Here is a 25762-nt window from a genome sequence, read left to right as displayed (position 1 = left end):
CCTGGCGATCGCTGGCCAAAGAAAAAGGGGGTTGCACACGCAGATTAATCCGGGTATTTCTAAATTGCATTCAGATATTGCATACAATAAATAGAGGATTGCACCAATATGGGTCAACCAATAGCAATTGAAGTGCGCAACGTCTCAAAACGGTATTCCGATGATCCAGGCCTCGCGCCGGCCCTCGACAATGTTTCGGTGAACATCGCCGACAACGAATTCTTTACCCTGCTCGGCCCTTCGGGCTGCGGCAAAACCACCCTGCTGCGCACCATCGCCGGCTTCGAGCACGTCAGTGAAGGCGAGATTCGTTTGGCCGGTGAACCGGTCAACGATCTGCCGCCATTCAAGCGGCGGGTCAACACGGTGTTCCAGAGTTACGCGCTGTTTCCGCACATGAGTGTGGCGCAGAATATCGCCTTCGGCCTCGAGATGCAGGGTCTTGATCGCAAGTTGATTCCGGATCGCGTCAACGAAATGCTCGCGCTGGTGCAAATGGAGCATCTGGCCGGGCGCAAACCCGCTGAATTGTCCGGTGGCCAACAGCAGCGCGTGGCTCTGGCCCGGGCCTTGGCGCCGAAACCGAAAGTGCTGCTGCTCGACGAGCCGTTGTCAGCGCTCGACCTCAAGCTGCGTAAAGAAATGCAGGTCGAACTCAAGCGCGTACAGAAAGAAGCCGGGATCACCTTCATTTTCGTCACCCACGATCAGGAAGAAGCGCTGACCTTGTCCGATCGCATTGCGGTGATGTCGGCCGGCAAGATCCTGCAGATCGGCACTCCGACCGATATCTACGAGCACCCCAAACACCGTTTCGTCGCGCAGTTTATCGGCGATATCAACTTCTTGCCCGGCCAGCTCAAGCACGGCGAACACAACGAAAAACTCTTCGTGCCCAACGGCTTGCCAATCGAAATCCCTTGTCAGCAGCAGAGCTTCGCCGGCAGCAGCGTGCAACTGGCGTTTCGCCCGGAGCGCTCGCAACTGGTCGACGCCAGCCAGCCGCATCACCTGCGCGGGGTCATTGAAGCTGTGCTGTATGTCGGCACGGCGACGCTGTACCAGTGCCGGCTGAACAACGACATCAAAGTCATGCTGCGCGAAAACAACGAGGGCTTGAATCCTGGCCGCGCAGTTGGCGAACGCGTTGCCGTGCACCTGCCGCCGCACGCCTGCCTGTTGATGGAGGCCTGAGATGAGTGTCAGCAGCACTTCCCCTGCCCTCAACCGCGCGCTGTTGCTCAGCCCGGTGGTGTTGACCCTGCTCGCCCTGATCGCCATTCCGCTGGGGATCATGGGCTACATCAGCCTGCTACCGCGCAATACTTACGGCGGCGTCGACTGGCAAGCGCCATGGCAACTGCAAAGCTACGTGCAGCTGTTTTTTCAGGAAGGTTTTGACGGTGAACTGGAACTGAACTGGGTCTATGCCCAAGCGTTGCTGCGCTCGGTGCTGCAGGCCGGTGGCACCACCGTGCTGTGTTTCCTGTTCGGGTTTCCGGTGGCGTTGTGGATGTCGAGCCTGACCCCGCGCCGGCGCAATTTGATGGTGTTGCTCATCACCATTCCGTTCTGGACCAACCTGCTGATCCGCAACTACGCGTGGCTGATCATCCTGCGCGAACACGGCTGGGTCGCGCAAAGCCTTAATGCCCTGTTCCCCAGCGCCGGCGGCATCACCCTGCTCTACAACGATTTCGCGGTGAGTGTCGGTCTGGTCTACAGCTTCCTGCCGTTCATGATTCTGCCGATCTATTCGACGCTGGAAAAACTCGACTGGCGTCTGGTCGAAGCCGCTTACGACCTCGGGGCCAATCGTTGGCACGCGTTGCGCCGCATCATTCTGCCGCTGTCGATGCCCGGTGTGATCGCCGGCGCGTTGCTGGTGTTTGTGCCGAGCCTCGGCGCGTTCATCACTCCGGCGATTCTCGGCGGCGGCAAGACGCTGATGATCGGCAACCTGATCCAGCAACAGTTCGGCACGGCGCGCAACTGGCCGCTGGGCAGTTCGCTGTCGTTCCTGTTGCTGGCGATTCTGCTGGTGTCGCTGGTGCTTTACGCGCTGTACAGCCGTCGCACGGCGAAGACTATTAATCGGGGGGCGAAAGCATGATTTCCCTGCACCTGAAAAAACTCCCGGCAACCCGCGAAATCAGCCTGCTGATCCTCGCCTATCTGTACCTGCCGATCTTCGTGTTGATCGCTTACAGCTTCAACGCCAACCGTTCGGCGACGGTGTGGACCGAGTTTTCCTTTGCCTGGTACGGGCGAATTCTGGCCAATCCGTCGATTCAGACGGCGGCGCTGAATTCGATCATCGTCGCAACCATTGCCACGGTCTGCGCCACGGCGATTGCGCTGCTCGCGGCACTGGCCACGTACCGACCGTTCTACGGGCAGAAAATGGTCGAGGGCGGCATCAACCTGCCGCTGATCCTGCCGGAAATCGTCACGGCGGTGGCGACGTTGCTGCTGTTTATGGCACTCGGCATCAAGCTCGGTTTGCTCACGGTGATCGTCGCGCACATCGGCTTCTGCATTCCCTTCGCTTATCTGCCGATCCGTGCGCGGCTCAACGATCTGGACAAGAGCCTGCTGGAAGCGGCGAACGATCTTTATGCCAATCCGTGGCAGGTGTTTCGCCGCGTGACCTTGCCGTTGCTGTGGCCGGCGGTGTTGTCCGGTGCGGTGCTGGCGTTCGTGGTCAGCCTCGACGATTTCATCATGACCTTCTTCGTCGCCGGGCCCGGTTCGACAACGTTGCCGGTGTACATCTTCTCGGCAATCAAGGCTGGCGTGACGCCGGAGATCAATGCGATCTCGACACTGATGCTGCTGATTTCCATCGTCCTGGTGGTGCTGGCCTTCTGGCTGGGCCAACGCGGTAAACAACAATAAATCTGGAGCGCTCTGTTCATGAAAATCAAAAGCATGCGGTTGGCAATGTCCGGTCTTGCCCTGAGTTGTTTCACCGCGTTCAGCGCCCACGCCGCCGAACCGAAAGAGCTGTTTTTCTACAACTGGACCGATTACTACCCGGTCGAATTGTTGGCCAAGTTCGAGAAGGAAACCGGGATCAAGGTGACCATGGACGGTTACGACAGCAACGAAACTTTGCTCGCGAAATTGCAGGCCGGTGGCGCTGCGTATGACGTGATCGTGCCGTCGCAGTCGATCATGCAGACGTTGATCAAGCAGGATCTGTTGATGGAAATCGACACGCCTACCCTGAGCAATTTTCAGTACGTCAAAGGACCGTTCCGCGATCCGAGTTTCGATCCGGGGCGCAAGTTCTCGGCGCCGTATTTGTGGGGCACCACCGGCTTCTCCTACGACAGCGCGCGGGTGCCGGGCGGCAAACTGGATGACTCGTGGAAAGAGTTCTTCGAACCGCGCAAAGAGCTGCAAGGCCAACTCGCCGCGCTGGACACATCGAGCAGCGTGATCAACGCCGCCAGCCATTACCTGAACGTCGACGAATGCAGCGAAAACCCGCAGGACGCCAAACGCATTCTGGAATTGCTGCAAAAGCAGAAGCCGTTTTTGAAGATGTACAGCTCCGACAACACCGTCGACCGCATGGCCTCGGGCGAGGTGATCATGATGCAGAACTGGAACGGCTCGACCGCCCGGGCGACCTTGCAGAAGAGCACGATCAAGTACGTCTATCCGCGTGAAGGCGTGGCGATGTTCCAGGACAACTTCGCCGTACCGAAAAGCGCACCGCATCCGGGCAACGCGAAGATCTTTATCGACTGGATGATGAAGCCGGAGAACGCCGCTGCCGTGTCGAACGCCATTGCTTACGCCAACGGAATACAGAGCGATTCGTTGCTTGATCCGAAGTGGAAGGTGATGGACGCGATCAACATGCCGGAGGAATACGCCTCGCGTCTGCGGCCGGAGAAGGAATGCAGCAACAAGGCGCGGGAGCTGCAGGATCGGATTTGGTCGAAGCTCAAAGGCTGATTGCTCGATCTGAAACCGAGGCGCGGCCTTCGCGAGCAAGCTTTGCTCCTACAAAGGTTATGTGTGATCAAACCATTCCTTGTAGGAGCCGAGCTTGCTCGCGAAGAGGCCCGCCTGACCAACACATCATTTGAAGACCTGAACGAGGTTTGTATGACCCAGCCACACTGGCTACGCAACGTGCGCCCCTACGGCGCCGCCGCCGAAGACCTGCTCATCGAAAACGGCCGTTTCAGCCAACGCCGTCCGGCCAGCAATTCGCCGCTGTCCGCCACCGACATCGACGGCCACAATCAACTGCTCACCAGCGCATTGGTCGAAAGCCACGTCCACCTCGACAAAACCCTCTACGGCCAACCCTGGCACCCGAACAGTGCGGGGCCGACGCTCAAGGACTACATCAGCAACGAGCGCCGCATCCTCCGCGAAGTCACCGCGCCCATCGCCGAACGCGCCGGTGCCCTGCTGGAAAACTGCATCGCCCGTGGTTCGCTGACCATGCGCTGCCACGTCGACATCGACCCGGAATTCGGTCTGCGTCACGTCGAAGCCATGCAGCAATTGCGCGAACGCTACAAAGACCTGATCGACCTGCAACTGGTGGTGTTCCCGCAAACCGGTTTGATCAGCCGCCCCGGTACCGCCGAATTGATGCGTGAAGCAATGGCGCTGGGCGTGAAAAACGTCGGTGGGCTCGACCCGTGCGGCATCGACAACGATCCGATCGCGCAGCTCGATTTCGTTTTCAAACTCGCGGCTGAATTCGGCCGTGGCGTCGATATTCACCTGCACGACAAAGGTGAACTGGGCCTGTGGCAAATCGCGCTGATCGCTGATTACACCGAGCGTTTCAACCTGCAAAACCGGGTGATGATCAGCCACGCCTACTGCCTCGGCATGCTGCCGTGGAGCCAGGTGAAACCAGTTGCCGAGCGCTTGGCGGCGCTGGGGATTTCACTGATGAGTTCGGCGCCGGCCGACACCGCTGTGCCGCCGTTTCTTGCGTTGCGTGAGGTCGGCGTCAATGTCTGCCTGGGTTCCGACGGCATTCGCGATGCGTGGTCGCCGATGGGCAATGGCGACATGCTCGAACGGGCGATGTTGTTAGCGTTTCGCTTCGATTTGGGCAAGGACGATGAGCTGGCGGCGGCGTTCGAGGCGGCCACGGTAAATGGTGCGCGGGCGCTGGGTATCGAGGATTACGGTTTTGCAATTGGTCAGCGTGCGGACTTCTTGCTGATGCCGGTTGAGACGCTGGGCGAGGCGGTCGTGGCGCGGCCGTTGCGTCAGGTCTATCGCGGTGGCGTGTTGATCGCCGAAGGTGGCCGCTTGCTGAGCAGCCGTCTGTGAAACGCATCGGTCTCAAGGCCAGTTGCGTGGTCGGTTTCGACGGCGCGCAGCATGTGCTGTGGCGCGACGGTGAAGTGGTGTTTTCGGGTTCCCGTATCGAATTCGTCGGGCGCGGTTATGCCGGGGCGGTGGATCAGTGGATCGACTACGGCAACGCGTTGATCGGTCCCGGCTTCATCGACCTGGATGCGCTGGGCGATCTCGACTCCACGGTGTTGACGCTGGACAACGGCGACGAACGCGCCATGGGCCGCATGTGGTCATCCGAGTTTCTGGCCGCCGGCCCGCGTGAGACATACAGCGCCGACGAAGAAGTCTTCAAATACCGCTACGCCTTCACCCAGTTGATCCGCAACGGCATCACCACGGCGATGCCGATCACCTCGATGTACTACCGCGAGTGGGCGGAAACCTACGACGAATTTGCCGCCGTCGCCGATGTTGCCGGTGAACTCGGTTTACGCACTTACCTCGGCCCCTGCTACATGAGTGGCATGAGTTATTGGGAGGCCGACGGTACCCTCGCCCATCACTGGGATGAAGCTCGCGGGCTGGCCGGACTGGATGCGGCCGAACGCTTTTTCAAGGATTTCGACGGCGCCCATGACGGTTTGATTCGTGGCGCGCTGCTGCCGGATCGCATCCAGACCTGCACACCGGCATTGCTGCAACGCACCGCCGCGCTGAGCCGCGAACTGAATGCGCCGATGCGTCTGCATTGCTGCCAGGCGCTCAGCGAAGTGGCGATGGTTGAGCAATTGCGCGGCGCGTCACCGCTAGAGTGGTTGCAGCAACTGGACTTGCTCACGCCACGCAGTCTGCTGCCGCACGGCATCTACACCGCTGGCGACGATGATTTGCAAAGGCTGATCGATGGCGGCGCGAGTCTGGTGCATTGCCCGTTGGTGTTTGCCCGCGATGGCGAGGCGTTGAATTCATTCGGTCGCTACCGCGCCAAGGGCATCAACTTCGCCCTCGGCACCGACACCTGGCCGGCGGATCTGCTGGAAAACATGCGCCACGGCTTGAATATCGCGCGGCTGATGGAGGGCGGCTCGGCGTTGACCAGCAGCCTCGATCTGTATAACGCCGCGACCCTCGGTGGCGCACGGGCGCTGGGCCGCGACGACCTCGGTCGACTGGCCCCCGGCGCCAAAGCCGACATCACCGTATTCAGCTTGCGCGGCCTTCATCTGGGGCCATTGTTCGACCCTTTGAAAAACTTGCTGCTGGCGGGGCGCGGCGACGATTGCATCGCCAGTTACATCGACGGTCGTTGTGTGATGCACGACGGTCAGGTCACCGGCGTCGACTACCCCGCCCTGCAACGTCAGGCCCAACTTCAATACGAAAAACTCATGCGCAGCCACAGCGACCGCGCGTTTGCCCGGCCGGACTGGAAAACCCTGTTCCAGCCGTCCATTCCATTCGCCGATGACTACAGCGCCGACGCGCCATTGAGCGCCATCGATCCACTTTCCTAGAGGTTTTTGCCATGCACAGTTTCGATTTCAGCCAGCTCAGCCCACGGGAAAAATACAAGATTCTCATTGGCAGCGTCGTGCCTCGGCCGATTGCGCTGGTGACCACCATCGATGGCGAGGGCCGGATCAATGCCGCGCCGTTCAGCTTCTTCAATGCACTGTCGGCGGATCCGCCGATTCTGGCGCTGGGCGTGGAGAACTATGGCGATCAGAGCCCGAAAGACACCACGCGCAATATTCAGCTGAATCAGGAATTCACCGTGAACATCGTCAGCGACGCGTTGGTGGAGGCCATGAACGTGTGTGCCGTGCCGTTTGCTCCGGGTTTCGATGAGTTGACGGCGGCGGGTCTGACGGCGATTCCTGGCACCACGGTAAAATGCCCACGCATTGGTGAGGCGCCGGTGGCGCTGGAGTGCCGACGGATGATGGCGCTGAACATCGGTCAGTCGCGGGAGATCATTTTCGGTGAAGTGTTGATGGCGCATGTGCGCGATGAGCTGATCGATCCGAAAACCTTGTACATCGATCAATTGGGGCTGGATGCGATTGGGCGTATGGGCGGCCATGGTTATGCGCGCACCCGTGATTATTTCGACCTGCCGACTCGCTCGTTGCAAGCGTGGACGGAAGCACCGGGCGGTGGCGAACGGTTCTGGCCAGCCGCCAAATAAACCAACAGCAAAAGATCGCAGCCTTCGGCAGCTCCTACTGATCGTTCCTACGCTCCGCGTGGGAATGCCGCCATGGACGCTCTGCGTCCACTGTGACGCGGAGCGTCACGGGATGCGTTCCCCCTGTAGGAGCTGCCGCAGGCTGCGATCTTTTGATCTTTCAGTCAGTGCCGTACTTCGGCGAACGCGGGCCGTACAGCAGGCCTGCGTGCTGACCGGCCGAGAGCAGACGATTGCTCGCCACACCGGCAATCGGGTAACCGGCATCGGTCGAACTGTTGATGATCTGCTTCACCGCTGCGGTGATCAGCATGCCGATCAAACCGCCGCCACCGTTGTTGCCACCCTCTTCGCTCGACGCCCGCGCCGAACCTGTCCACAGCGTGGTGCCGCTTTTCAGATCCACCAGTTTCGCCGTCGCGGTCACGGCGGTTTCACTGCTGATCACCAGATAACGCGTGCCGTACTCGGTCACGGTGATATACAGGGCCGCGTCCGCACCGAAGATTTCCTTCAGTTTGTTCGGCGGTGCCTGATGGATATCGTCCGGGGTGGTCAGGCCGTTCTGGCGGAAAGTTTCATCCACCAGCGCAATCGGCAACACGTAGTAACCGGCCTCGGCCAGCGGGAACGTCACTTGCGACAGCAGGCTGTAAGAGGCCTTCACATTCGGCGAAGTGTTCAGCGGCGGCAGCACCAGAATGGTCTTCGGGCGAGCCTGTTTGTACGCCGAATAGTCGACGGTTTTCGGCGCAACACAGCCACCGAGTACGGTCAGGGCCAAACCAGCGGCGAGTAACTTCAGGGTACGCGAGATCATTTGGCGTCTCCGGTCTTGGCGTTTTTAAGCAGAAAATCCATGTACGGGCCGGACTCGGGGAACAGCGCTTTCTCGGTGTTGAACTGCTGCACCATCTGATCGTCCTTGCCCATGCTCAAATAGAGCAAGCCAAGGTGGGCGTGGTAACCCGGCGGCACGGCTTTGCCGGTAGAGCGGATCTTTTGCAGGTCACGTTCGAGCACTTCGGCCTGCGCTTCTTTCGGCTCTTCGCCTTTGAAGTATTCGTAGACCTGCGGTTGATAGTCTTCCCACTGGTACAGGGTTTTCGGGCCGGCACAACCGGCCAGCAAGGCACTGGCGGCCAGCGTCAGCGCCATCAGCGAGCGCGACAACGTCGAATTCATGGGTGTTGCTCCTTGCAATGAATGGGCGTCGATCAGTTGCCCGGCTTCCAGGCACCAGCGTTCATGCCATCGACCAGACGATTGATCGCCTCGCGCATGGCCAGATCCAGTACTTTGCCGTTGAGGGTGGAGTCGTAAGCTGCGGTGCCGCCGAAGCCAACGATTTCGCGGTTGGACAAGGCGTATTCGCCAGCGCCTTGCGTGGAATACACCACTTCGGAAGTGCTGATGTTGACGATGTTCAGGTTGACCTTGGCGTACGCGATCTGGGTTTTGCCACGGCCAAGAATGCCGAACAACTGGTGATCGCCGATCTCTTTGCGGCCGAACTCGGTAACGTCACCGGTGACCACGTAATCAGCACCCTTCAAGCGCTGGGCCTGGCCCTTGATCGCCGCTTCCTGCTGGATCTCGCCCATGTTGTCGCGATCCAGCACGCTGAAGCGGTTGGTCTGCTGCAAGTGGGTGATCAGAATGGTCTTGGCCTGGCCGCCGAGACGGTCGACGCCATCGGAGAAGATCCCGCGCATGTAGCTGGAGCGGTTGTCGAACTTGCCCACGGCCATCGGCACACGTACGCCAGTCCAGACTTGAGAGGCGCTTTCAACCTTGGCCACTGGCAACGCGCGCGAGCTTTCGGTGGCGCAACCGGCAAGGGTACCGGCCAACGTGCCGAGCACGGCAATGGCAACGCCTGAGACCAACATCCGGGAGATCATTCTCACTGAGTATTCCTTCTTGAAAAACGGTGTGTCCCGGCACGGCGACGTGGGGTGGGAGCTGAAAAGGGGCGGCATTATGACAAAGTGCCATCATTGCGAACAGATATTTTTGACGCCAACGAATTGGCCTGTTTACCCCCTGTCGATCGTTCCCACGCTCTGCGTGGGAATGCCGCTACGGACGCTCCGCGTCCGCTGTGACGCGGAGCGTCACGGGAGGCGTTACCACGCAGAGCGTGGGAACGATCAGGTCGGAGTTTTATCAGTGGAAATCGCGGCTTTGCACGCGGATGCCGTTGAGCAGTGGGCTGAGGTCGCTCAAGCGTCCAGCAATCAAATGACGGACTTCGCCTTGGCGTTCCCAGCGGCCATCCACCTTGAGCAGTTGCGAACCGACCAGCACCTGCCGCTGACGCTCAGCCAAGTCGCGCCAGACCACCACGTTGACGTTGCCGAACTCATCTTCGAGGGTCACGAAGGTCACGCCACTGGCGGTACCCGGTCGCTGCCGCCCGGTGACCAGTCCGGCAACGCTCACTGGCCGGCCATGCTCGACATCGAGCAACTCCTGCGAACTGCGGCAGCGCAATGCCTTCAATTCACTGCGCAACAGCGCCAGTGGATGCGGGCCCAGCGTGGTGCCAATCGTTGTGTAATCCGCGTGCAAATCCTCACCGACACTCGGCTTGGGCAGCACTACATCAGGCTCTTCCTGGTTCGGCAAGCCGGCAAATAATCCCAGTTGTTTCTGCACCCCGGCGACTTCCCAGCGCGCCCGATGCCGGTGCCCAGCCAGGCCGCGCAACGCGCCGGAATCCGCCAACAACGCCTGCGCCCGACTGTCGAGCGCGGCCCGTTCGCCGAGGTCGGCGATGTCGGCAAATACTCCGCGCGAGCGTGCAGATTCAATGCGCCGGGCATCGTCTTCGCGAAAGCCCTTGATCATGCGCAGACCCATGCGGATCGCCGGTTGTGCCCCGGCAATCGGTTCCAGGCTGCAATCCCAATCGCTGGCGCGCACATCGACCGGGCGAATCTGCAAATGATGTCGGCGTGCGTCTTGCAGGATTTGATCGGGGCTGTAAAAACCCATCGGCCAACTGTTGATCAGCGCACAAGCGAACGCCGCCGGTTCGTGGCACTTGAGCCAGCAACTGGCGTAGGTCAGCAAGGCAAAACTGGCGGCGTGGGACTCAGGGAAACCGTAGCTGCCGAAGCCTTTGATCTGCTCGAAAATCTGCGCGGCGAACTCCGGCGTGTAGCCGTTTTTCTTCATGCCGGCGGCCAGTCGTTCCTTGTGCGGCTCAAGTCCACCGTGACGTTTCCACGCGGCCATCGAACGGCGCAACTGATCCGCCTCACCGGGGCTGTAATCGGCGGCGACGATGGCGATCTGCATCACCTGTTCCTGAAACAGCGGCACGCCCAGGGTTCTTTCCAGAACGACCTTGAGCTCCGGCGACGGGTAGGTTTCCTCTTCTTCCTTGTTCCGGCGGCGCAGGTACGGGTGCACCATGCCACCCTGAATCGGCCCCGGTCGGACGATGGCGACCTCGATCACCAGATCGTAGAACGTCGCCGGTTTCAGGCGCGGCAGCATCGACATCTGCGCCCGCGATTCGATCTGGAACACGCCGATGGTGTCGGCGCGGCTGATCATCTCGTAAGTCGGTTTGTCTTCGGAAGGAATCGTCGCCAGGCTCAAATCCTGATTACGATGCCTGCGCAGCAGGTCGAAGCAGCGACGAATCGCACTGAGCATGCCGAGGGCAAGAATATCCACTTTGAGCAGGCCGACCGCGTCGAGGTCGTCCTTGTCCCACTGAATGATAGTGCGGTCGGCCATCGCCGAATTTTCGACCGGCACCAGCATGCTCAGCGGTTGCTCGGAAATCACGAACCCGCCGGGGTGTTGTGAAAGGTGCCGGGGGAAACCGATCAATTGGCCGGTCAGGCTCAACACTCGCCGCAGTACCGGGCTGTCAGGGTCGAAGCCGCCCTCAAGCAAACGCTCCAGCGGTGGCGTTTCGTCGCTCCAGTGGCCGCAACAATCGGCCAGCGCGTTGATCTGATCCGGTGGCAGGCCCAAGGCCTTGGCCACGTCGCGTACGGCACCGGCCGCGTGATAGGTGCTGACCACCGCCGTCAGCGCCGCACGATGACGGCCATAACGGCGAAACACGTATTGCAGGACTTCTTCGCGGCGTTCGTGCTCGAAGTCGACGTCGATGTCCGGCGGCTCGTTGCGCTCTTTTGACATGAATCGCTCGAACAGCAGCGTGGTGTGATCCGGATTAATCTCGGTGATGCCCAAGGCAAAACACACCGCCGAGTTGGCCGCCGAGCCACGGCCCTGACAGAGGATTTTTTGCTCGCGGGCAAAGCGCACCACGTCATGCACAGTGAGGAAGTAACTTTCGTAGCCGAGCTCGGCGATCAGCTGCAATTCCTTGTTGATCTGCCGCAACACCTTGAAGGGCGCGCCCTTCTCCCAACGCCAGGCGATGCCCTGTTTCGTCAGTTGTCGCAACCAGGAACTGGCGCTGTGCCCCTCCGGCACCAACTCTTTCGGGTACTGATAACGCAACTCGCCGAGATCGAAAGTACAGCGCCGGGCCAGAGTCACCGACGCTTCCAGCAGTGCTGGCGGATACAGTTCGCGCACCACCTCGACACTGCGCAAATGCCGCTCGCCATTGGTATGTAGGCGCAACCCGGCCTCGGCCACCGGCACGTGATGACGGATCGCGGTCATGGTGTCCTGCAAGGCGCGCCGACCACGGGCGTGCATGTGCACATCACCGCTGGCCACGGCGGGAATCTGCAGTTCACCGGCCAGACTCAACAACCTCGCCAAACGCTGTTGATCGTCCTGGCCACGATGCAATTGCACCGCCAGCCACAGGCGCTCGCCGAACGTCTGCTTCAGCCAGCGGCCCTCTTCCACGTCATCCAGCGAGTCCGGCACCCACAACACCAGCAACCCCGGCAGCGGCTCGCTGAAATCTTCGCGCAGTACCTGATACTGACCTTTTTGCGTGCGCCGCCGGGCGCGAGTGATCAAGCCGCACAGCGCCTGATAACCGGCGAGACTCTCCACCAGCAACACCAGTTTCGGGCCGTTTTCGATGCGCACTTCACTGCCGATAATCAGCGGCAGCTCAACCGATTTCGCCGCTTGCCAGGCCCGGACAATCCCGGCCAGCGTGCATTCATCGGTGATCGCCAGCGCCTGATAGCCGTGTTTTTTTGCCCGTTGAAACAGCTCAAGGGCACTGGAGGCACCGCGCTGGAAACTGAAGTTCGACAGGCAGTGCAATTCGGCATAGCCGTCATTCATGCGAACCAGCCTTGCAGCCACAACGGCCCGCCCTCACCCACCGCGCGATACGCCCAGCCTTGCTGACCGGCGCGGTTCTGGATCAGGTAATAATCGCGGCGTACATCGTCACCGTCCCACCAGCCCGATTCGATGCGTTCCGGGCCCATGAGAATCCGCGCCGAACCTTGCGGCACACTCTGCGGCTCACCGAGCAACCAGCCCGGACGGTGCACGCCGGGCAACACGGCGCAGCGCTGTTTATCGACGCCGTGCTGCCAAGCGCACTCCGGTCGATGATCAGCCTGAAAGCGCAAACCCTGCACCGCGTCATCACCCAGACGCGCGCGCAGGCGTTCGCGCAACTGCTCCCACGGCAGCGTCTGCTGCGGGCGGTCATCGAACAGCTCCTGAAACTGCGGGACGAAACTCGGCAGATCCTCGGCGCGCAGACGAAAGCCGCGCACCGGGGCCTCAACCTGCACTTGTTCCAGCCGCCCACGGGCCAGTTCGAAAAGCATCGCCGGATCACGTTCGGCGCTGAGCAGGCCGACTTTGATCACGGTGTCCGGCAGCCCGGCATGTTCCAGATGCAGATCAAAACGCTGCACGCCGCTGTCGCGACCACAAAGGAACGCCGACAGATCACCGGTCAAACGCCGTAACGGGAACAATAAGGCCTGATGCGATTGCACGTCGAAGTTGAGTTCGATGCGTACATCAAAACGATCCGGCGGCAGGTAAAACTCCAGCGCCAGTGGTCGTGCACCGAACAAGGTGTCGAGGTGTTTAAGCATCTGCGCTTCGAAACGCCGGGCCAGCGCCTGACGCGGCAGGCTCTGCACCTGACTGAGGTTGCGCAGGCCCATGCGCGACAACGCCGTGGCCACGCCCGGTTCGAGGCCGACGCGGTCAACCGGCAACTGGCCGAGGTGATGCTGCAAAGCTTCGCCGTCGGGCACCACTAAACCGTCGTAAGCATTGGCCAGCACCCGCGCCGCCACTGGATTGGGGGCGGCAACGATGCGATGGCGGAAACCCAACTCGGTCAGCTCCTTGCGCAAACGCGCTTCGAACTGCGCCCAGGAACCAAACAGACCAAGGCTGGACTCGATCTCGAATACCACGGTGCGCGGGTAATGCACGCTGACTTGCGCGCTGAAACCGTAAGCCCAAGCCGCGAGAAACTGCTGCCAGTGTTCGACTTCGGCGGCCTCGTAATCAGCGGTGGCAAAACCTTTGCTCATCGCCTGAGCGGCGGTCATCGACTGTCCGGCACGCAAGCCAAGTTTGCGCGCGGCCGGGTTGACTGCTTGCAGCACCCGCCGCTGAGCCGGGCCGCTGAGCAGCACTAACGGTTCATCCGGATCAGCGCGCTGACGCAGCACCGCGTCCAAGGCCAATTGCGGAAAAAGAATACAGACCCAGCGCATGCTGACCTCAATGACCCACAGCAAAGGCAATCGGCGTCGTACGCGCCAAGCCGCCACGGCACTTGAGCACGCGCAATTGTGCGGGTTTCGCGTCGATGGCGATGCGCAACGCCGCCGGTGACGGGTTGACCGCTTCGCTCAATGGACGCCAAGCGAATGCGAGGGTCTGACCGGTTTCCGCCGCCACCTGCAAACGCCGCAACGCACGATCATCGGCCTTGTGCGGCCAACACAGCACCGCGCCACAACTGCCCGAACGCAAACACTGTTCGGCTGCCCACAAGGCATCGCGCTCACTGGCCTGAATCACTGACAACTGGCGCAGATCAACCCCGGCGCTTTCCCACGCCTGCGGGTACGGCACGAACGGCGGCGCCACCAGCACGATGCGCTCACCCGCCGCCGACAATCGCGCCAGCGTCGGCCAGACCAGTTGCAGTTCGCCGACACCGGGGCCGGCCAGGAGGATTTCGCTCAGCGCCGCTTCCGGCCAGCCACCGCTGGGCAGTGCCGCGTCCAGCGCGGCGTGTCCGGTCGGTTGCGGGCTGGCCGCCGGTGGCGCAGGCCGGCCCTTCCAGACCTGGCCGCCATTGAACAGCGTATCCAACGCAACGACGGCACCCATCAGCCTTGCCTCACCAGACCGCAGAACACCCCTTCGATGGCCAGATCCTGATCGTCGCGCACGACAATCGGCCGATAGGCCGGGTTGCGCGGCAACAAGCGCACTTCATCGCCAACCCGTTCGAAGCGTTTGATGGTGACTTCACCGTCGAGCCGCGCCACGACGATCTGGCCGTTGAGCGCTTCGGAATTACGCCGCACGCCAACCAGATCACCGTCGAGAATGCCATCCTCGATCATCGAATCGCCCTGCACCCGCAGCATGTAATCGGGTGTGCGCGAGAACAGCGCCGGGTCGAGCATCAAACGGCTATGGATCTCGGCATCGGCGCCGATTGGCGCACCGGCAGCGACGCGGCCGAGCACAGGAATGTCGAGCAGTTCGGCGCGCGGCGGCTGACCGAGCAAACGAATGCCCCGGGCCTGATTGGGATTGACCTCGATAAAACCGGCTTCAGTGAGCGCAAGCACATGCTTACGCGCCACGCTGCGCGAGGCAAAACCAAAAGCCTCGCTGATTTCAGCGAGGCTTGGGGGCTGACCGTGTTCGGCGATTCGATCGCGGATAAAGGTCAGGATGGCGGTACGGCGGGGAGTGAGGTTCGTCATGGAGTACATTTGTACTCTTTTGGCTTTTTCCTGACAAGCGCCGCAGGTCGGCCCACCCCACGTTGATCGTTCCCACGCTCCGCGTGGGAATGCAGCCCGTGACGCTCCGCGTCACTGGACGCAGAGCGTCCCCAGAGGCATTCCCACGCAGAGCGTGGGAACGATCAGTGCAGTGAGTCAGCTTAAGCCGCGTTCGGCTAGGAATTCGGCGATGTAATCAATGAAAGCAACGACCTTGGCCGTGGCCCGCCGATGGCTCGGGTACACCGCCAGAATGTGCGGGCCAAAGGTGTCGGGATCGATTTCGTAATCAGCCATTACCCGCACCAGTCGTCCGTCGGCAATGTACGGCGCAGCGCTCCACAGCGGCGTGTGCAGCAATCCTCGTCCGGCCAACGCACTGGCCAGCAACAAATCGTAATTGTCACTGCGCAACAACGGCGCCGTGGGTTGCGCCAGACTCAAACGCTGGCCATCGCGCTCGGCCCACCAGAATTCGCGACTCAGCAACGGATGCTGATAAAGCAGCCATTCATGTTGTTCAAGGGTCTGTGGATTCACCGGCAAACCCTTGCGCGCCAAGTATTCCGGGCTGCCGCACAGCGCCAGACGATTGCTGCCCACCACCCGTGCAATCAGCCCCGGCAAATCATCGTGCCCCTCGCGCAACGCCAGGTCATAACCACTTTCCAGCAGATTGACGAACGCATCGCACAGATCCACTTGCAGGCTGATTTGCGGGTATTGCTGCAAAAAGCCGTCACACACCTGATCGAGAAACGCCCGCCCATAGGCTAGCGGCGCAGTGATTTTCAGGCTGCCGCGCAAACCGTGCTGCAATTGCTCGATCTCCTCGCTGGCCTCGTCGAGGCGCTGCAACACCAGCCGCGCTGTTTCCAGGTACACGCGGCCGATTTCGGTGAGCAGAATCCGCCGCGTGCTGCGCTCGAACAGCCTCGCGCCCAGCTCCGACTCCAGATGATTGACCGCTTTGGTCAGCGCCGACGGGGTCTTGCCCAACTGCTCGGCGGCGCGGCTGAAACTGCCGAGCTGCGCGGTGACCACGAACATCTTTAATGCGCCCAACTTGTCCATGCTTTTTCCATTCAGGCAAAAACGTTTTTCGTGAGGGAGGCGTTCTGTCAGCCCCTAACAGCCACTAATCTCGCCATCAGACGCAATAACAAGGAAATCTTCAATGAAAAGATTCATCCCGAGTCTGTTGGTAGCCGCTGTAAGTTTTGCCTCGATGGAAGCCATGGCCGCCCCTGATCTGATCCTGCTCAATGGCAAGATTTTCACCGCCGACCGTGCGCAACCCAAGGTTCAGGCCCTCGCCGTGGAAAACGGCAAAGTGTTGAAAGTCGGCACCGACGCGCAGATCAAAGCCCTGATCGAACCCGGCACTCAAGTCATCGACCTCAAGGGCAAAGCGTTGATGCCCGGGCTGATCGACAGCCATTCCCACGCAATTTTCGGTGGATTGGAAATGACTTCGGCGAACATGGAAGACGAAGTCGTTGAGCTCGACGAACTGCAAAAGCGTCTGCGCGACTGGCGTGCAGACGGCAAGGCGAAACACGGCGACGTGCTGAGCATTGCCGGCATGAGTTCGGTGTATTGGGCGCAGGCAGAGGCCTTGGGCAAAACCTTCAACAGCGGCGAATGGGCCGATGTGCCGGTGGTGTTTATCGGCAGCGACCACCACACGGCGTGGGCCAACAATGTGATGCTCAAGCGTGCCGGGATTGACGCGGCCCTGCTGAAAACCCTGCCCGACGCGGAAAAAGACACCATCGGCAAATTGGCCAGCGGCGAGCCGAACGGTTTTGTGGTCGATGCCGGTTGGGATCGGGTCGCCTCGAAAATGCCGGTGCCAAGCCCCGCCGACATGTTGAAGGCCGCGAAATCAGCGGTGCGCTACAACAACAGCCTCGGCATCACCGCGTGGATGGATCCGGCCGCCAACGCCGCACCGGGCGAAGCGGTGTTCGCGCTCAAACCCACCGAAAAAACCGTCGGCGTGCTGCCGGCTTATAAAGCGTTGTCGGAAAGCGGCGACATGAGCGTGCACGTCGCGGCGCTGCTGGTGGCCAATCCGAAAAGCGTGCCCGCCGATCTCGATACGCTGGACAAGGTGCGCCAGCAATTTCAGGGCATTCCTAACCTGACCCTGCCCGGCATCAAGATCTTCGCCGATGGCGTGATCGAATTCCCGGCGCAAAGCGCGGCGATGATCGACCCGTACAGCAACTCGCACAAACAGGGCGAACTGCTGATCGATCCGCAGCACTTCGGCGAACTGGTCAGCGCCATCGACCAACGTGGCTGGCTGGTGCACATCCACGCGATTGGCGACCGCGCGGTGCGTGAATCGCTGAACGGCATCGCCCAGGCACGCAAGGATCGCCAGAGCGGCGTAACTCACTCGATCACTCACCTGCAAATGGTCAACCCGAAAGAGTTCGCCCGTTTCAAACCGCTCAACGTCATCGCTTCGATGCAGTTGCTGTGGGCCAGCGCCGACGACTACACCACCGACATGATCAAGCCCTACGTCAGCGCCCTCGCCTTCCGCTATCAGTACCCGGCGCATTCGCTGCTGAAACAGGGCGCGACGATTGCCGGCGCGAGCGACTGGCCGGTGTCGACGCCGAACCCGTTCAACGCCATGGCGCAGGCGATCACCCGCGTCGGCCCGTTGGGCGTGCTCAATGCTGATGAGCGTCTGGATCGAGACACCATGTTCTACGCCTACACCGTCAATGCGGCGCGCACGATTGGCCTGGAGAAACAGATCGGCTCGCTGACGCCGGGCAAGCAAGCGGACTTTATCGTCCTCGATCGCGACGTGTTCAGCGTCGACAACAAAGCCCTGCATGACACCCAGGTATTGCAGACCTGGTTCGGCGGCCGTCAGGTCTACACCGCCACCCAATAACAACATCGATCCCCCTGTAGGAGCTGCCGAAGGCTGCGATCTTTTGATCTTGTTTTTAAGGATCAAGATCAAAAGATCGCAGCCTTCGGCAGCTCCTACAGGTTTCTCTTTCTGCCCAACAATAATCACAACATCGGGACTTCACATGAAAGCCTTGCCCCTGTTCGCCCTGAGTTTCTTGAGTGCGCTGCCCTTGAGCAGCCAAGCGATCCCTTTGAACGATGACTTTGCTGTGTTGGTGGATCTCACTTTAGCCAGCGACTACCGCACCCGTGGCATCTCGCAAACCCAGAATGACCCTGCCGTGCAGGCCGGTCTGACCCTTGCCCACAGTAGCGGTCTGTACCTCGGCGCGTGGAGTTCGAACGTCGATTTCGGCGGCGGTCTGAAAACCCGTCAGGAAGTCGATTACTACGCCGGTTGGCTGTGGCAGGCGACCGAGGATGTCAGCCTTGATCTCGGATACATCAAGTACGCCTACCCCAAGGAAAGCCAGTTCAACCAAGGTGAGGTCTACGGGATTCTCGGCGTGTACGGAGTGAAACTGGCGGCGTATTACTCCAACGATGCGCCCGGGATCGATAGCAAGCAGAACTCGCTGTACACCTACATCGGTTATGAAACTGAGTTGCCGTACGACTCGGGATTGAAGCTGCGCTACGGCAATATGGATTTCAAGGATCCGCATTTGTATTCGGCGTCCGGCAGCGCTGAAGACTCGTACCGCGAATGGGAGGTGAAACTCACCCACAACCTCGCCGGCGTGGTGTTGGGCCTGAGTTACATCGACACGGACCTCTCACAGAGCCAATGCCTGAGTAACTGGGGCTTCAAGGACGTCTGCACCGCGACCGTCGTCGCCAGCGTCAGTAAATCCTTCTGACAAATCGATCCGCTGTAGGAGCAAAGCTTGCTCGCGAAGGCGTCATGTCAGCCGACATTTTTGCTGACTGATACGACGCCTTCGCGAGCAAGCTCTGCTCCTACAAGGGCGGTGATGTATTGGGGACTTGTTACAGGATGTTTACGGAATTTTTACTATTGTTCTTCTACAGTTACACGCGCAACCGTGTGTGTTTTCTATTTGAGTAGAGGAAAAATACGAATGGCTTTGGGCAACGGACTGCGTTTACCGTCCATCACTCCGACCCGGCTGGTGCTGTTGTTTTCCTTGGCACTGGTCGCGCTGTACAACCTGGCGACGTGGAAGGCGCTGGGCACGCTGATCACCCTGCAAGGCGCGCACAAACTGGCGTTTCTCGCCTCCTTCGGGCTGTTTTTGTGGGCCGCCATTACCCTGCTGCTGACGTTGGTGTCGTTCCGCTGGACGCTGAAACCGGCGCTCACCGTGGTCGCCCTGCTCTCGGCCTGCGCCGCGTATTTCATGAATGAATACGGGATCACCATCGACACGGTGATGATCCAGAACGTCTTCGAAACCAACCCTGCCGAAGCCACCGCGCTGTTCAACGGCAAATTGCTGACCTATGTGCTGCTGCTCGGCGTTGTGCCGGCGGTATTGATCTGGCGTTGGCCGGTGAGTTATCGACCGTTCTTTCGCGGGTTGCTCAACAAGGTTCTGGTGATCGTCGGTTGCGTGCTGGTAATCGCCGCATCGGTGGGCACGTTCTATTCGACTTACGCGCCGATTTTTCGCGAAGAAGACAAGCTCACACACTTCATCAACCCGACCAACTACATCTACGCGATCAGCAAATACACCAAGCAACGCTTGGGCATCAAAAAGCACTTCGTGGTGCAAGCCATCGGTGAGGACGCGGTGATGAACACCAAAGCGGCCAGCCGCGAGAAAAAATCGCTGATGGTGTTTGTGGTCGGCGAAACCGCCCGGGCCGATCATTTCTCGTTGAACGGTTATGAACGCGAGACCAATCCCGAGCTGAGCAAACTCGACATCCTCAACTTCACTCAAGTGCATTCCTGCGGCACGTCGACGGCGGTGTCGGTGCCATGCATGTTTTCGATGTTTCCGCGTGAGGATTACAGCGACAAGAAAGGCAAAACCTACGAAGGCCTGCTCGACATTCTTCAACGGGTTGGCGTGCAGGTGTTGTGGCTGGACAACAACAGCGACTGCAAAGGCACCTGCCTGCGCGTGCCGCACCGTGACATCGCGAAGAATCAACCGGGGCCGTTCTGCGACGGCAATAACTGCCTCGACGAAGCATTGCTGCAGGATCTGCAAAGCTACATCGACAGCCTCAAGGGTCACGCGATCATCGTCCTGCACGCCGACGGCAGCCACGGCCCGGAGTACTACGAGCGCTATCCGCAAGCGCTGGAGCGCTTTAAACCGATCTGCCACACCAATCAGTTGGGCAGTTGCAGTCGCGATGAACTGGTGAATGTCTACGACAACACGATTCTGTACACCGACCATTTCCTCGCCAAGGTGATCGATTTGCTCAAACGCAATCAAGCGACGCTGGATACGTCGATGATTTATGTGTCCGATCATGGCGAATCACTGGGTGAGAACGGGCTGTATTTGCATGCGGCGCCGTATGCATTGGCGCCGGAAGCGCAGACGCATGTGCCGATGGTGATGTGGTTTGGTGATCACACACTGGCCAATGAAGGGATTGATCGCGGTTGCCTGCAGGGCAAGACCGGGGAAGCCGGTTTGAGCCACGACAACCTGTTTCATTCGGTGCTCGGGTTGTTTGAAGTGAAGACGTCGCTGTATCAACCGGGGCTGGATATTTTCCACGGCTGCCGGCCCTCAATGACAGCCGCGCAATAACCCTGAGCACGATCTCTTGTAGGAGCAGAGCTTGCTCGCGAAGGCGGTGTATTTGCCAATATCTGTGGTGGCTGAACTGGCGCCTTCGCGAGCAAGCTCTGCTCCTACAAGGGGGATGTGGTGAGCCTAAGGGATGAGGTTTGCCAGATAGGCCCACGGGTAGATGCCGCGTTGGTGGCCATCGCTGAAGATCAGTTGCACGCCGTAGCCTTGGGGGTTGAGTTCGATCAGGCGAATGCGCTCATCGACCAGCGGCACCATGCCTTTCAGGCGAAACGCGCGGCATTGCGAGCAGGGGCACTGGCGGCGCAGTTCGGCGTGGTTGAGTTGCTGTTCGCGGCCGTCCGGCCAGTTCAGGCGCAGCGTTCGTTCACTTTGTGAATTACCGACGGACACCGGGTTCATTGCAGCTGACTCAGGGCAATGCGCACGGCTTTGCGCACTTCCGGGTCGCCGTCATCCTGCGCGGCCTGCAACGCGGCGACGGCGCCGCGATCATTCAGTTCACCCAAGGCCAGTGCGGCTTCTTTGCGCAGGTTGCTGATGCGATGGCCGAGGGTTTCGATCAATGCGTCCAGCGCCGGAGCGAAACGCAGGCGACCGAGGCTGCGCGTGGCACGCAAACGTACCTGCCAATAGTCATCGCTCAAGGCGTCAACCAGTGCTGAGCCCGCGTCAATGTGGCCGACTTTGCCCAACGTGGTCGCGGCTTCTTCGCGCACTTGCCAGGCGTTGTCTTGCAAGGCCTGGCGCAGGGCTGGCAGGACTTCAGCGCTGGAGGCGAGGCCCAATGCACCCGTGGCGGCGCGGCGAACTTCGGTGTCGGGATCGTCACTGGCCAGTCTTGCTAATGCCGGTAACGCGTCGAGTTGCTTGAGCCAGCCGAGTACGCCCACCGCTTCACGGCGAACGCTGGCATCAGCATCGTTCAGCGCCGAGAGCGCAGCGGGTGCGGCATCGGCGAATCGCAGTTCACGCAATGCACGGAACGCCGCAATACGAACGCTGACATCAGCGTGATCAGTCCACGGCAGAATCACCCGTCCCGCCGCTTCGGTTTTGAGCAGGCTCAAACTCTGCGCGGCAGCGGATTGCACCGAGGGCGCGGGATCAGTCAACGCCTCGCACAAGGCTTGCACGACGTCTTCATCTTCCCAGGCCTCCAGCAATCGCGCGGCTTCAGCGCGGACTTCTTCGGCGGGGTCCTGGCCCAAGCGATCCACCAGCCAGAGCAGGCCATCCGGCTCTTCAAGATCGGCCAGATCAATCAGGGCAATGCGCCGCACGCCAGCGTCTTCAGCGGTCAGACGCGGTTGCAGGGCGAGGATGTCATCGTTATCGGTCACAGCAAAAATAGAGGTCATAGGGCAAATCGCGGCAAAGGGTTTTCGGGAGGCAGACCGAGCGGGTTGAGGCGCGGCAGCGGTCGGTCGTCGTCGTGGCGCAGCAGGTCGAGGCAGTGGCGTTTGAGGCGCGAGAATTCAGGGCTGGTGACCAGCTCGCTGGTGCGTGGTCGGGCGAAGTCGAGGCGCAGATCTTCGATGATGCGCCCCGGCCGCGCGCTCATCACCAGCAAGCGGTCGGCAAGAAATAGCGCCTCGTCGATGTCGTGGGTGACGAACACCACGGTGGTGCGGATGCGTGTCCAGATGTCCAGCAGCAGCTCTTGCATGTTCAACCGGGTCAGCGCATCCAGCGCGCCGAACGGCTCGTCCATCAGCAACAGGCGCGGGCGATTGACCAGCACCCGGGCGATTTCCACGCGTTGCTGCATGCCGCCAGAGAGCTGGTCGGGCCAGCGTTCGGCGAAGCCTTCGAGGCCGACCAGTTTGAGAATGTCGTCGGCGGCGCGATGCCGTTCAGCTTTGCCGATGCCGCGCATCTTCAGGCCGAAAGCGACGTTGTCGCGCACCGTGCGCCACGGGAACAGCGTGTGATGCTGGAACACCATGCCGCGCTGCGGTGATGGGCCAGACACTTCGCCGCCATCAACTTTCAGGCTGCCGGCGTGAGCGCTCAAATGCCCGGCCAAAGCGCCAAGCAACGTCGATTTGCCGCAACCGGACGGGCCGAGAATGCACACGAACTGGCCGGGCTCGATCTGGCAATCGAGGCCTTGCACCGCTTCAAAGGCTTCGCGACCTTCGCCGAGGACGATGGACAATTGGCGAATGTCGATCCGCCCTTCTGGGGTTTGCATGACGCTCATCAGGCTTTTCCTCGCGGTCGATGCCAAGGCGTGAACAACCCGCCCAGACGTTTGATCAGCAGACTGCTGCCCATGCCCAACACCCCGATCAAGAGCATGCCGACGACGATGTCGGCGTAGTTCTGAATGGTGTAGGACTCCCAGGTGTAATAGCCGATGCCGAACTGGCCGGAGATCATTTCCGCCGTGACGAGGCAGAACCATGAAGTGCCCATGCCGATCGCCAAACCGGTGATGATGCTTGGCGCAGCGCCGGGCAGGATCACTTCCAGCAGGATCGCGCGGCGCCCTGCCCCGAGGCTTTTCGCTGAGGCGATCAGGCGTGGGTCGACGCCTTCGACGCCGTGCACGGTGTTGAGCAGGATCGGGAACAACGCGCCGGTGAAGGTGATGAAGACCATCGACAATTCGGAGGACGGGAACATCAGAATCGCCAGCGGAATCCACGCGACGGCGGGGATTGGGCGCAGGACTTCCAGCGGTGGCAGCAGCAGGTCTTCGGCCCATTTTGAACGGCCGATGGCGAGGCCCAGGGCGATGCCGATCACCAGTGCCGCGAGGTAGCCGGCGAAGACGCGGCTGAGGCTGGCGGTCAGGTGTTGCAGGAGCTTGCCGGAGTCGCCGAGGCCCAGCGCGGCTTCGATCACCGCGATGGGTGTCGGCACGTTGGCGAAGGTGACGAGGCCGAGGTTCCAGTGGTGGCTGGCGGCGAGTTGCCAGAACAGCAGGCAGAGCAGCAGTGATGCGGCTCTGGATGTCCAGCGTAGGGTGGGTGATTTCATGGATCGGGTTTCCGGTTGTGGAGCTGTGGTGTGGCTGATATTTACCCCCTCACCCCAGCCCTCTCCCCCAGGGGGGCGAGGGGGAAAGGGAGCCGATCTTCAAGCTGTTCAAAACCCGAGCCCGGCTCGGTATTTCAAGTCGGCGTACTTCGCCCAAACACCTCGATCAGTCCCCTCTCCCTCCGGGAGAGGGCTAGGGTGAGGGGCTCTTGATCTTCATCAACGCGAGGCAACGGCTTGGGTGGTGGCATCGGTGAAATCGAAGACCTTGCCGCCCTGCGCCGAGGCATATTGCTGAGCCTGGCCCTTAAGCAAAAACGCACTCAACCGCCCCTTGGCATCACTGGCAAACCACGCCTGCTCAGCCAACAACTTGATCCCGCTATCACTGGCCTGCGCATACACCGCCCGAACGTTTTTACCTTCTTGCTTCAACGCCGCCAGCGCAGTAAACGCCTCTTCCGCCGAGGCGTATTGGCGCACCTTGCCCTCACCGCGCACCCAGATTTCTGCGACATGGCTAACGTCAGTGATTGCTTTTCCCGTTACCGCATCCGTGCTCTTCAACGGCGTCTGCGCGTAATCCGCCAACTGCGCCGTGTAATCCAGACCCGACGCCTTGAACGCCGCACGAATGTATTGATCGTCAATGAAGTTGTTCAGATCGAGCCCGCGATCAGCTTTCTTCAGCAGCTTCAACGTGTCGATCGCAGTACCCACCGCCTGACGATATTCCGGCTTCCAGCTCAGGTCGCGGGTCTGTACACCGAGCGGGCCGTGGAACAGATAATTCACCTCAGCATCGACACCGGTGACTTTGGCGATCAGCTCGCTGTACTTCTCAGGCTCAGCGGCGAGCAACTGATTGGCCTCGATGCTCGCCCGCAGGTAAGCGACGACGACTTCCGGGTACTTCTTCGCATACGCCTGATCCACCAGCGCACCATGGAACGTCGGCGCATTGGCCTGGGCGCCGTCGTAAATCTTGCGCGCGAAACCACGGCTCGGGAACAGTTCGGCGAACGGCACAAAATCGGCGTGAGCGTCGATCTTGCCGGCCTGCAACGCGGAGCCGGCGACTTCTGGCGGCTGGGCGATGATGTTTACATCTTTCAGTGGATCCCAGCCCTGCGCCGCCACGGCACGCAGCAACATGCCGTGCGCAGTGGAAGCGAACGGCACGGAAATGGTCTTGCCTTTGAGTTCGCTCAGCGACTGCACACCCGATGCGCTCGGCACGACAATGCCGTTGCCGCTGCCCTTGATGCTGCCCGACAACACGCTGATAAACAGGCTGTGCTTGCCGGCGGTTTCAAACGCCACGCCGTTGAACGCACCAGGGAAATCGGCCATGGCGCCGAAGTCGAGCTTGCCGGCGACCATCTCATTGGTCAGCGGTGCGCCGCTGGTGAAGTTTTTCCACTGCACATCGTACTTGGCGTCTTTGTAGGCGCCGTCGTGGGGCAGGTATTTGTCGAGCAACCCGAGTTCACGAATCAACAACCCGCCGGCGGCGCAGTTGATGGTGGTGTCCTGGGTGCCGATGGCGATGCGGATGGTTTCAGCCGAGGCCGACACGGTGAACGAAGCCAGTACCAGACCGGCGATTGCTGCACGCAACATGGTTGTTTCCCCTCGAATCATTTATTTGAGTTCGTCTCCGCCGCGATCAGGGCGCGGTGGGAAACGAGGGGTGT

At 60.6% G+C, this 25762-nt stretch carries 23 protein-coding genes; 10 read left to right on the top strand and 13 right to left on the bottom strand.

All coding sequences use genetic code 11. From position 1 onward, the window contains the following. Positions 1-108 precede the first annotated feature (108 nt). The 7 genes from ACP3TY_RS10270 to ACP3TY_RS10240 all read left to right on the top strand — a co-directional run bounded on the left by ACP3TY_RS10270 (position 109) and on the right by ACP3TY_RS10240 (position 7477). Positions 109-1194 (top strand): ABC transporter ATP-binding protein, encoded by a 1086-nt coding sequence (locus ACP3TY_RS10270; protein ID WP_282357894.1) that lies wholly within the window; start codon positions 109-111, stop codon positions 1192-1194. 1 nt (position 1195) lies between these two features. After that, a complete protein-coding gene (locus ACP3TY_RS10265; RefSeq protein WP_008085893.1) occupies positions 1196-2113 on the top strand; it encodes an ABC transporter permease in 918 nt (305 codons plus the stop codon). Then, positions 2110-2898 (top strand): ABC transporter permease, encoded by a 789-nt coding sequence (locus ACP3TY_RS10260; RefSeq protein ID WP_038368894.1) that lies wholly within the window; start codon positions 2110-2112, stop codon positions 2896-2898. Before ACP3TY_RS10265 ends, ACP3TY_RS10260 begins: the two co-directional genes overlap by 4 nt. Positions 2899-2916: 18 nt before the next feature. After that, positions 2917-3969 (top strand): extracellular solute-binding protein, encoded by a 1053-nt coding sequence (locus tag ACP3TY_RS10255; protein WP_212544530.1) that lies wholly within the window; start codon positions 2917-2919, stop codon positions 3967-3969. A gap of 153 nt (positions 3970-4122) precedes the next feature. Further along, positions 4123-5319: an amidohydrolase family protein gene (locus ACP3TY_RS10250; RefSeq protein WP_426619888.1), complete on the top strand. Its 1197-nt coding sequence runs from the start codon at positions 4123-4125 to the stop codon at positions 5317-5319. Further along, complete coding sequence (locus ACP3TY_RS10245; protein WP_426619887.1) at positions 5316-6803, top strand: amidohydrolase family protein; 1488 nt, start codon at positions 5316-5318, stop codon at positions 6801-6803. Before ACP3TY_RS10250 ends, ACP3TY_RS10245 begins: the two co-directional genes overlap by 4 nt. Before the next feature lie 11 nt (positions 6804-6814). Beyond that, positions 6815-7477 (top strand): flavin reductase family protein, encoded by a 663-nt coding sequence (locus tag ACP3TY_RS10240; protein WP_053120900.1) that lies wholly within the window; start codon positions 6815-6817, stop codon positions 7475-7477. Between the two features lie 160 nt (positions 7478-7637). Here the strand turns inward: ACP3TY_RS10240 and ACP3TY_RS10235 are convergent, their stop codons facing one another. The 8 genes from ACP3TY_RS10235 to ACP3TY_RS10200 all read right to left on the bottom strand — a co-directional run bounded on the left by ACP3TY_RS10235 (position 7638) and on the right by ACP3TY_RS10200 (position 16464). After that, positions 7638-8297 (bottom strand): DUF799 domain-containing protein, encoded by a 660-nt coding sequence (locus tag ACP3TY_RS10235; RefSeq protein ID WP_426619886.1) that lies wholly within the window; start codon positions 8295-8297, stop codon positions 7638-7640. Then, positions 8294-8662, bottom strand: a complete 369-nt coding sequence (locus ACP3TY_RS10230; RefSeq protein ID WP_053120904.1) for a DUF4810 domain-containing protein — start codon at positions 8660-8662, stop codon at positions 8294-8296. Before ACP3TY_RS10230 ends, ACP3TY_RS10235 begins: the two co-directional genes overlap by 4 nt. Before the next feature lie 32 nt (positions 8663-8694). Continuing rightward, entirely contained in the window at positions 8695-9381 is a 687-nt protein-coding gene (locus tag ACP3TY_RS10225; RefSeq protein ID WP_172680119.1) for a CsgG/HfaB family protein, read from the bottom strand. 265 nt (positions 9382-9646) lie between these two features. Then, a complete protein-coding gene (locus tag ACP3TY_RS10220) occupies positions 9647-12745 on the bottom strand; it encodes an error-prone DNA polymerase (protein WP_426619885.1) in 3099 nt (1032 codons plus the stop codon). Next, positions 12721-14136, bottom strand: a complete 1416-nt coding sequence (locus ACP3TY_RS10215) for a Y-family DNA polymerase (protein WP_426619884.1) — start codon at positions 14134-14136, stop codon at positions 12721-12723. Before ACP3TY_RS10215 ends, ACP3TY_RS10220 begins: the two co-directional genes overlap by 25 nt. Positions 14137-14143: 7 nt before the next feature. Next, entirely contained in the window at positions 14144-14761 is a 618-nt protein-coding gene (imuA, locus tag ACP3TY_RS10210) for a translesion DNA synthesis-associated protein ImuA (protein WP_400749627.1), read from the bottom strand. Further along, positions 14761-15378 (bottom strand): transcriptional repressor LexA, encoded by a 618-nt coding sequence (gene lexA, locus ACP3TY_RS10205; RefSeq protein WP_426619883.1) that lies wholly within the window; start codon positions 15376-15378, stop codon positions 14761-14763. Before lexA ends, imuA begins: the two co-directional genes overlap by 1 nt. 168 nt (positions 15379-15546) lie before the next feature. Beyond that, complete coding sequence (locus ACP3TY_RS10200) at positions 15547-16464, bottom strand: LysR family transcriptional regulator (protein ID WP_053120915.1); 918 nt, start codon at positions 16462-16464, stop codon at positions 15547-15549. Between the two features lie 103 nt (positions 16465-16567). Between ACP3TY_RS10200 and ACP3TY_RS10195 the strand changes: the two genes are divergently transcribed. The 3 genes from ACP3TY_RS10195 (at position 16568) to ACP3TY_RS10185 (ending at position 21074) form a co-directional block, all read left to right on the top strand. Continuing rightward, positions 16568-18310, top strand: coding sequence for an amidohydrolase (locus ACP3TY_RS10195; RefSeq protein ID WP_426619882.1), 1743 nt, complete (start codon positions 16568-16570; stop codon positions 18308-18310). Between the two features lie 145 nt (positions 18311-18455). Then, positions 18456-19193, top strand: a complete 738-nt coding sequence (locus tag ACP3TY_RS10190) for a TorF family putative porin (protein ID WP_401238648.1) — start codon at positions 18456-18458, stop codon at positions 19191-19193. A 222-nt stretch (positions 19194-19415) separates the two neighbouring features. Beyond that, entirely contained in the window at positions 19416-21074 is a 1659-nt protein-coding gene (locus ACP3TY_RS10185) for a phosphoethanolamine transferase (protein ID WP_426619881.1), read from the top strand. A 126-nt stretch (positions 21075-21200) separates the two neighbouring features. On the opposite strand, the gene ACP3TY_RS10180 is transcribed toward ACP3TY_RS10185, so the two are convergent. The 5 genes from ACP3TY_RS10180 to ACP3TY_RS10160 all read right to left on the bottom strand — a co-directional run bounded on the left by ACP3TY_RS10180 (position 21201) and on the right by ACP3TY_RS10160 (position 25688). Then, positions 21201-21479 carry a DUF971 domain-containing protein gene (locus ACP3TY_RS10180; RefSeq protein ID WP_426619880.1) on the bottom strand — a complete coding sequence of 93 codons (279 nt, stop codon included), beginning with the start codon at positions 21477-21479 and terminating at the stop codon, positions 21201-21203. After that, positions 21476-22438 (bottom strand): HEAT repeat domain-containing protein, encoded by a 963-nt coding sequence (locus ACP3TY_RS10175; RefSeq protein ID WP_426619879.1) that lies wholly within the window; start codon positions 22436-22438, stop codon positions 21476-21478. Before ACP3TY_RS10175 ends, ACP3TY_RS10180 begins: the two co-directional genes overlap by 4 nt. Continuing rightward, complete coding sequence (locus ACP3TY_RS10170; RefSeq protein ID WP_159814803.1) at positions 22435-23283, bottom strand: ABC transporter ATP-binding protein; 849 nt, start codon at positions 23281-23283, stop codon at positions 22435-22437. Before ACP3TY_RS10170 ends, ACP3TY_RS10175 begins: the two co-directional genes overlap by 4 nt. Continuing rightward, entirely contained in the window at positions 23283-24065 is a 783-nt protein-coding gene (locus ACP3TY_RS10165; RefSeq protein ID WP_282359134.1) for an ABC transporter permease, read from the bottom strand. Before ACP3TY_RS10165 ends, ACP3TY_RS10170 begins: the two co-directional genes overlap by 1 nt. Before the next feature lie 219 nt (positions 24066-24284). Beyond that, positions 24285-25688 (bottom strand): ABC transporter substrate-binding protein, encoded by a 1404-nt coding sequence (locus ACP3TY_RS10160; RefSeq protein WP_426619878.1) that lies wholly within the window; start codon positions 25686-25688, stop codon positions 24285-24287. Between the last annotated feature and the right edge of the window lie 74 nt (positions 25689-25762).

The organism is Pseudomonas rustica (assembly GCF_049959085.1).
GTDB lineage: Bacteria > Pseudomonadota > Gammaproteobacteria > Pseudomonadales > Pseudomonadaceae > Aquipseudomonas > Aquipseudomonas rustica.
This window is presented reverse-complemented; position numbering and strand designations above follow the sequence as displayed.

Bases quoted from the DNA above. Each gene is read 5' to 3' on its own strand.
- ACP3TY_RS10165 (WP_282359134.1), bottom strand. From the start codon at position 24,065: ATGAAATCACCCACCCTACGCTGGACATCCAGAGCCGCATCACTGCTG.
- ACP3TY_RS10265 (WP_008085893.1), top strand. From the start codon at position 1,196: ATGAGTGTCAGCAGCACTTCCCCTGCCCTCAACCGCGCGCTGTTGCTC.
- ACP3TY_RS10170 (WP_159814803.1), bottom strand. From the start codon at position 23,283: ATGAGCGTCATGCAAACCCCAGAAGGGCGGATCGACATTCGCCAATTG.
- ACP3TY_RS10175 (WP_426619879.1), bottom strand. From the start codon at position 22,438: ATGACCTCTATTTTTGCTGTGACCGATAACGATGACATCCTCGCCCTG.
- ACP3TY_RS10160 (WP_426619878.1), bottom strand. From the start codon at position 25,688: ATGTTGCGTGCAGCAATCGCCGGTCTGGTACTGGCTTCGTTCACCGTG.
- ACP3TY_RS10270 (WP_282357894.1), top strand. From the start codon at position 109: ATGGGTCAACCAATAGCAATTGAAGTGCGCAACGTCTCAAAACGGTAT.
- ACP3TY_RS10180 (WP_426619880.1), bottom strand. From the start codon at position 21,479: ATGAACCCGGTGTCCGTCGGTAATTCACAAAGTGAACGAACGCTGCGC.
- ACP3TY_RS10230 (WP_053120904.1), bottom strand. From the start codon at position 8,662: ATGAATTCGACGTTGTCGCGCTCGCTGATGGCGCTGACGCTGGCCGCC.
- ACP3TY_RS10195 (WP_426619882.1), top strand. From the start codon at position 16,568: ATGAAAAGATTCATCCCGAGTCTGTTGGTAGCCGCTGTAAGTTTTGCC.
- ACP3TY_RS10255 (WP_212544530.1), top strand. From the start codon at position 2,917: ATGAAAATCAAAAGCATGCGGTTGGCAATGTCCGGTCTTGCCCTGAGT.
- lexA (WP_426619883.1), bottom strand. From the start codon at position 15,378: ATGTACTCCATGACGAACCTCACTCCCCGCCGTACCGCCATCCTGACC.
- ACP3TY_RS10190 (WP_401238648.1), top strand. From the start codon at position 18,456: ATGAAAGCCTTGCCCCTGTTCGCCCTGAGTTTCTTGAGTGCGCTGCCC.
- ACP3TY_RS10250 (WP_426619888.1), top strand. From the start codon at position 4,123: ATGACCCAGCCACACTGGCTACGCAACGTGCGCCCCTACGGCGCCGCC.
- ACP3TY_RS10215 (WP_426619884.1), bottom strand. From the start codon at position 14,136: ATGCGCTGGGTCTGTATTCTTTTTCCGCAATTGGCCTTGGACGCGGTG.
- ACP3TY_RS10185 (WP_426619881.1), top strand. From the start codon at position 19,416: ATGGCTTTGGGCAACGGACTGCGTTTACCGTCCATCACTCCGACCCGG.
- ACP3TY_RS10260 (WP_038368894.1), top strand. From the start codon at position 2,110: ATGATTTCCCTGCACCTGAAAAAACTCCCGGCAACCCGCGAAATCAGC.
- ACP3TY_RS10240 (WP_053120900.1), top strand. From the start codon at position 6,815: ATGCACAGTTTCGATTTCAGCCAGCTCAGCCCACGGGAAAAATACAAG.
- ACP3TY_RS10200 (WP_053120915.1), bottom strand. From the start codon at position 16,464: ATGGACAAGTTGGGCGCATTAAAGATGTTCGTGGTCACCGCGCAGCTC.
- ACP3TY_RS10235 (WP_426619886.1), bottom strand. From the start codon at position 8,297: ATGATCTCGCGTACCCTGAAGTTACTCGCCGCTGGTTTGGCCCTGACC.
- imuA (WP_400749627.1), bottom strand. From the start codon at position 14,761: ATGGGTGCCGTCGTTGCGTTGGATACGCTGTTCAATGGCGGCCAGGTC.
- ACP3TY_RS10225 (WP_172680119.1), bottom strand. From the start codon at position 9,381: ATGATCTCCCGGATGTTGGTCTCAGGCGTTGCCATTGCCGTGCTCGGC.